The 5,295-nt window shown below is 69.5% G+C and carries 4 protein-coding genes and 1 pseudogene; 3 read left to right on the top strand and 2 right to left on the bottom strand.

Features of this window, described 5'->3' with window-relative positions; genetic code table 11:
* Together G6019_RS14720 and G6019_RS14725 are read left to right on the top strand one after the other, a co-directional pair.
* Positions 1 to 236 (top strand): annotated as a pseudogene (locus tag G6019_RS14720) (hypothetical protein); the annotation flags it as partial.
* 45 nt (positions 237 to 281) lie between these two features.
* The gene (locus G6019_RS14725; protein ID WP_182613819.1) at positions 282 to 842 is read left to right on the top strand and encodes a PGPGW domain-containing protein; all 561 of its coding nucleotides are present in this window, start codon (positions 282 to 284) and stop codon (positions 840 to 842) included.
* Here G6019_RS14725 and G6019_RS14730 read toward each other — a convergent pair.
* Positions 829 to 3,273, bottom strand: coding sequence for a glycoside hydrolase family 65 protein (locus G6019_RS14730; RefSeq protein WP_309230276.1), 2,445 nt, complete (start codon positions 3,271 to 3,273; stop codon positions 829 to 831). The genes G6019_RS14725 and G6019_RS14730 overlap by 14 nt on opposite strands.
* A gap of 101 nt (positions 3,274 to 3,374) precedes the next feature.
* On the opposite strand from G6019_RS14730, the gene G6019_RS14735 reads away from it, so the two are divergent.
* Positions 3,375 to 3,911, top strand: coding sequence for a hypothetical protein (locus tag G6019_RS14735; protein ID WP_107755496.1), 537 nt, complete (start codon positions 3,375 to 3,377; stop codon positions 3,909 to 3,911).
* Here G6019_RS14735 and G6019_RS14740 read toward each other — a convergent pair.
* A partial coding sequence (locus G6019_RS14740; RefSeq protein ID WP_182627899.1) for a DUF2339 domain-containing protein occupies positions 3,866 to 5,295 on the bottom strand: 1,430 nt, incomplete at its 5' end. The genes G6019_RS14735 and G6019_RS14740 overlap by 46 nt on opposite strands.

The raw sequence follows: 5,295 nt of genomic DNA on the forward strand, positions 1-5,295 counted from the left end.
CGGAGATCTTTCCGGTGACCGCGGCGGCCGTGCGGGACATCATCGACGACCTCGCCGACGACACCCTGCTCGACGCCCCGGGAACCGGAGCGGTCGACGCGCTCCTGGCGGCCGGTGCGCGGCTGGACTCGCCCGAACTGGCGGCCGTCCTGCACTCCCCCGACGGGTGGCCGGAGGTCGACCTCGAGGCAGGCGTGCGTGCTGCACGCGCGTTCGGTTCACCCGTTCCGGCCTGAGCGCGCAGCCGTACCCACGCCGCGCATCTCTGCCACCATGGTCGGGTGAGAAGACTCGGTTACGTCGCGGCCAAGCGCCTCGCCCTCGAGACACTCGGGTGGACCCTCGTCGTGCTGGGAATCGCGGCCCTGTTCCTGCCCGGCCCCGGGCTGCTCACGCTCTTCGCGGGAATGGTGGTGCTCTCCCAGCAGTACGAGTGGATCGAGAAGCGGGTCGACCCCGTCAAGCGCGTCGCGCTCGAGGGTGCGTCCCGCGGGGTGCAGACCTGGCCGAGGATCGCGGCGTCGGTGCTCGGCGTGGCGTGGCTGGTCGGGCTGGGGATCTACTGGGGACAGCATCCCCCGGCGCCCCGGTGGTGGCCGTTCGACCCGGCCTGGTGGTTCATCGGCGGTTGGGGTACCGGCGGGAGCCTGATCGCCTCCGGACTCATCGGCCTGGTACTGATCGCCTACTCGGTCCATCGCTTCCGTGGCAACCCCTACGATCACGCGGTCGAGACGGAGCGTGAGAGGGAACGCCACGCCGCACGCCACCGGGAGAGGGAGGAGCGTCGACGGTCCCGGCAGGGCGTCACATCGGATCTGTCGGACCTCACGTCAGAGTGAACGTCTCCTCGCCGCCCACCGCGACCATCCGTTCCTGCCGGCCGACCCGAACCCGCACGGGGGTCGCGTCGATCACCCCGTCGCGGTGGTGGACGGTGACGCGATCCCTCATCACCGTCACCGTCAGCGGTGACCGCAGGTAGGTCATGTTGAAGGACACCCCGTCTATGCCGCTGGGCAGGTTGGGGTCGAGTCGCAACATCCCGCCGCTGACCCGCATACCCGCGTAGAACCGTTGGACCAGATCGACGGTCCCGGACATGACCCCCATGTGGATCCCCTCACGCGTGGTTCCGCCCTGGATGTCGTTGACGTCGCTACCCAGGGCCACCTTGAACCTCTCCCAGGAGGCGTCCGGGTCGAAGCGGGCGAGCACTCCCGCGTGCGTGATGTAGGACAGCGTCGATCCGTGGGAGGTCCGTCGGTCGTAGTACTCGATGGTGCGCTGGGCGGCATCGCTCGGGAAGTCGTATCCGAGCCGCCGGACGACGCGCCTGAGTTCGGAGTCGCTGAAGAGGAAGAACAGCATCACGGCGTCGGCCTGCTTCGCCAGCTTGTACCGGTCAGGGGTGTCCCCCTCGGCCTTGAGGATCCGGTCCAGCCGCTGGATGTCGCCGTACTGGGCGCGGTAGGAGTCCCAGTCCAACTCCTCGAGGTCCTCGTACCCCTCGAACTGGCTGATGACCCCGTCGTGGAACGGGACGAACATCTTGCGGCTCATGTCCTTCCACCGCGTGACCTCCTCCTCGCGCAGTTCGAGTCGGGCGCGCACCTCCTCGGCCCGGGGCTCGGGGAGGAGGTCGAGCAGGCTCGCGGCGACGTCGCAGATCCACGCCACGAACACATTGGTGTAGGCGTTGTTGCGCAGACCCGCCTCCGACGCCCCGGGGTACTTCTCGTGGTACTCGTCCGGCCCCATCACCCCGTGGATCTCGTAGCGGTCCCGCTCTGGTGAGTAGTGGGCTATCGAGGACCAGAAACGGGCGATGCCGAGCATCATCTCCGCACCGCGGAACTCGAGGAACATCGTGTCCTCGGTGAGGGTGACGTACTGCCAGACGTTGTAGAAGATGGCCGCGCTCACGTGTCGCTGGTTGTGCGAGAGGTCCTCGTCCCACCGTCCGGACAGCGGGTTGAGGTGTACCTCCTGGGTCTCCTCGGTCCCCAGCGACCCGCTCTGCCACGGGAACATGAAGCCCTCGTACCCGGATGCCTCCGCGGCCGCGCGGGCCTCCGACAGTCGGCGATAGCGGTACATCAGCAGACCCCGGGTGACCTCCGGGGTGCGGAAGGTCAGGAAGGGGAAGACGAACAACTCATCCCAGAAGATATGGCCGCGATAGGCCTCCCCGTTGATCCCACGGGCGGGCACCCCCGCGTCGAGGTCCGCGGTGTGGTGCGAGCAGGTCTGCAGGATATGGCTGATGTGGACCCGGAGCAGATGCTGGGCCTCGTCGTCGCCGAACACCTTCATGTCACACGCCTGCCACAGCCGGCCCCATGCCTGACAGTGGTGGGCGTGGGCCGCGTCGAATGGCCGGGCGCGGCTCACTGATCGGTGCGCGCGCGTCATGGTGTTCCCGGTGGCCGGGTCTCGGGAGGTGAACAGTGCGACAGACTTCTCGATCGTGACCGGAACCCCGCGCTCAAGGTCCAGGCACAGCGTCTGCTGGATGTAGTCGGGGGTCCGGAAGTCCGTCCGCGGGACGTCGATCCGCTCGTCGGCCACGAGGACGAGGGTCCGTGCGGCCAGGCTGACCGCGACCTCGGACTGACGGGTGTGGGCCTTGAGGGCGATCACCTCCGGCGCGGGGAAGAGCGTGCTCCCCGGTCGCAGGTGGTCGCTCTCGAGCTGGCGGTAGCGGGGCACGCCGGCATTGGTGACCCGGCCGTCGATCGCGGTGACCACCTCCGCCTCCCCCGACCAGTTGACAGGGGTGATCGTCCACTCGATGTAGGCGTGGTGCATCGCGGCCATCGAGACGAACCGCCGGCTGACCAGCTCGGTCTCGCGACCCTCCTTGTCCCGGAACCGGAGGCGCCTGGTCAGCGTCGCCGACCGGAGGTCGAGTTCGTGCCCGTAGTCGAGGATCTCCACCTCGGCGAGCCGCAGCACCTCCGCACCGCCGATCCGGAGCTTCATCGGCAGCCAGTTGGGCAGGTTGACCAGGTCCTCGTTGTGCACCGGGACCCCGCCGAGCATGGTGGTCGCGCGGTTGTACAGACCGTGCACGTACGTCCCGGGGTAGTGGACCCCGTCGGCCTCCTCCCATTCGGCGGCGCCGCGTGTGCAGAGGTAGCCGTTGCCGGTGGAGGTGAGTGTCTCGCGAAGTCCCTCCTCGCCGGAATCGAACCCGGTGTAGGTCAGCGTGAAGGGGTCGGACCGCCCCACGGTGGTGTCGGTGGCGGGCCCGGTCGACGTGATGCTCACGCCTGTGACCCTATCCACCGACCCGCGGTCGCGCCGGGACGCCGCCTGCCGGTTTCCGCGATCGTCATCTGGCCGAGACTTGTTGGCCACCGACATATTGTATGATCTACGTCACAGTCGAGACGGCCCTCGCCGCGGCGCGAGACCCGCCGTGGACCGCCTCGCCGGAACAGGGGTTCACCATGACCGTTCAGTTCATCGAGATCTCGGAGGACGTTGCCGACAGGCTCCACGTCCTCACCACACCGACGGCCTGCCAGGTCGGCGATGCGCGGATGATCATCGTCGATCTGCTCGGCTCGGGCCCGTCGTGGCCACTGTCCGTCCTCGTGGATCACGTCTGCACCGCGTACGAGGCCCCCGACGGGGAGCGCCTCACGGTCGACCTCCGGGAAGGAATGGCCGAGGACGATCTCCGCGACGAACCGGCACTCCGGCACGTGACGTGGGTGCGGGCGACGCGCCTCGCCCTGAGGGAGCTCACCGACTCCGGCGACGTGGTCTGGAGCCTGCCCTCGGACGACCCGGACGAGGTCGACCACCCCGAGGTCGAGGTCCTCATGGCCGGTGCGGAACCCCGCGCCTTCCGGATCTACGTGGGGGATCCGCTCCCGGACGGATCCGTGTCGTTGCGGTAGCGGACGGCCACGGCCAACATCACCGCGCCCACCGCGATGAAGGACAGCACCCGGAACAGCCCGGGGAGCGTGGCCAGATCGAGGAAGAGCAACTTGGCGAGCGCGAGCGATCCCAGGACGAATCCCATCCGACGGGCGTCCGAGAGCCGGGGGCTCGGGGTGAGGATCAACCAGGCCGCGCAGCTGATCCACAGGACCGTGACCACCAGGTGGGCCCCGAGGAACCCGTCACGCGCCGCGCCGGCGAGGTCGCCGATCACCACACCGGCCGCCACCACCATGACCGAGAAGGTCAGTAGCGCGGCCACGGCACCCGCCATCACCACCCTGGCGGACCGGTGCGGGGCCAGCCGGGAGCCCCACCACGTCGCGGCCACGGCGAGCGTGGTGGCCGCGAACGCCGCCACCACGTCCCAGTAGCTGAGCTCGCGGACCGCCAACCCCTCGTCCAGTGCGAAGAACGGCTGGTTGACCGCCAGGTACACGAGGAGCGCGATCGACCCGCCGACGCCGGCCACCCAGTCCATCCAACGTCGGCGCCACAGGCCGGCCGCCACGAGGTACCCGGTGGCGCTGAGCGTCAGGGCCAGGCTCGTCATCTCCCGCCCGCCGAGTTCGACCCAGGTGGCGAACAACAGACCGCTGCCCACGACACCCGTCACGGCGGACAGCAGGACCGGCCCCGGCTCCTGGGCCCGTCGTCCGGCGACCACCGCGACCGTGAGGTAGGCGGCGGCCAGGACGAGACCGACCGGCCATCCCGGCCGGAGGAGGGGCAGTCCGGACAGGAGGAACAGGGGTACCGCGGTGGGGACGACGACGAGGGCCGCCCGCTCCGGAGCCGGGCGGCGACGCAGGGAATCGACCCAGGCGATACCGACGCCCACCGCGGCGAACGCCAGGACCGCCACGATGAGCGCGATCTGGGAACCCCTGTCGTGACGGAACGCCTGCGAGAGGTACCCGACGAGAACCGGGGCGGGGAAGACCGACCACACCACCCTGACCGCGATCCCGAGGTCCGAGCCGAGCACCGCGGTCGCGATCGCGAGGATCACGAGGAACACCGCCAGCTCCACGCCGGTAGAGATGAACGGCGAGAGCAGCATCGTTCCCGCCGAGACCAGGCACGCGAGCAGAGCCGAGGACCACCGCTGCGCGAGCGCCATCCCCGCCAGCGCCAACCCACCCACGAACATGTACGCCGCCGGGACGGGGATCCACTGGTAGAGCGAGGTGCTGGCGATCACGTCGAGCATCGCCGCGGCCAGGCCGGTGCCGACCAGGGCCAACGCGCCCGGGTTGATCGGGCGCTCGGGCGTGACCTCGTGCCGGGCCTGCAGCCACAACCCGAGCCCGATGAGCACCACCGCCAGCACCGCCG

Origin of the sequence: Dietzia sp. DQ12-76, assembly GCF_014145045.1 — a bacterium.
In the GTDB taxonomy this organism is placed as follows: Bacteria; Actinomycetota; Actinomycetes; order Mycobacteriales; family Mycobacteriaceae; genus Dietzia.

Bases quoted from the DNA above. Each gene is read 5' to 3' on its own strand.
- G6019_RS14735 (WP_107755496.1), top strand. From the start codon at position 3,375: ATGATCTACGTCACAGTCGAGACGGCCCTCGCCGCGGCGCGAGACCCG.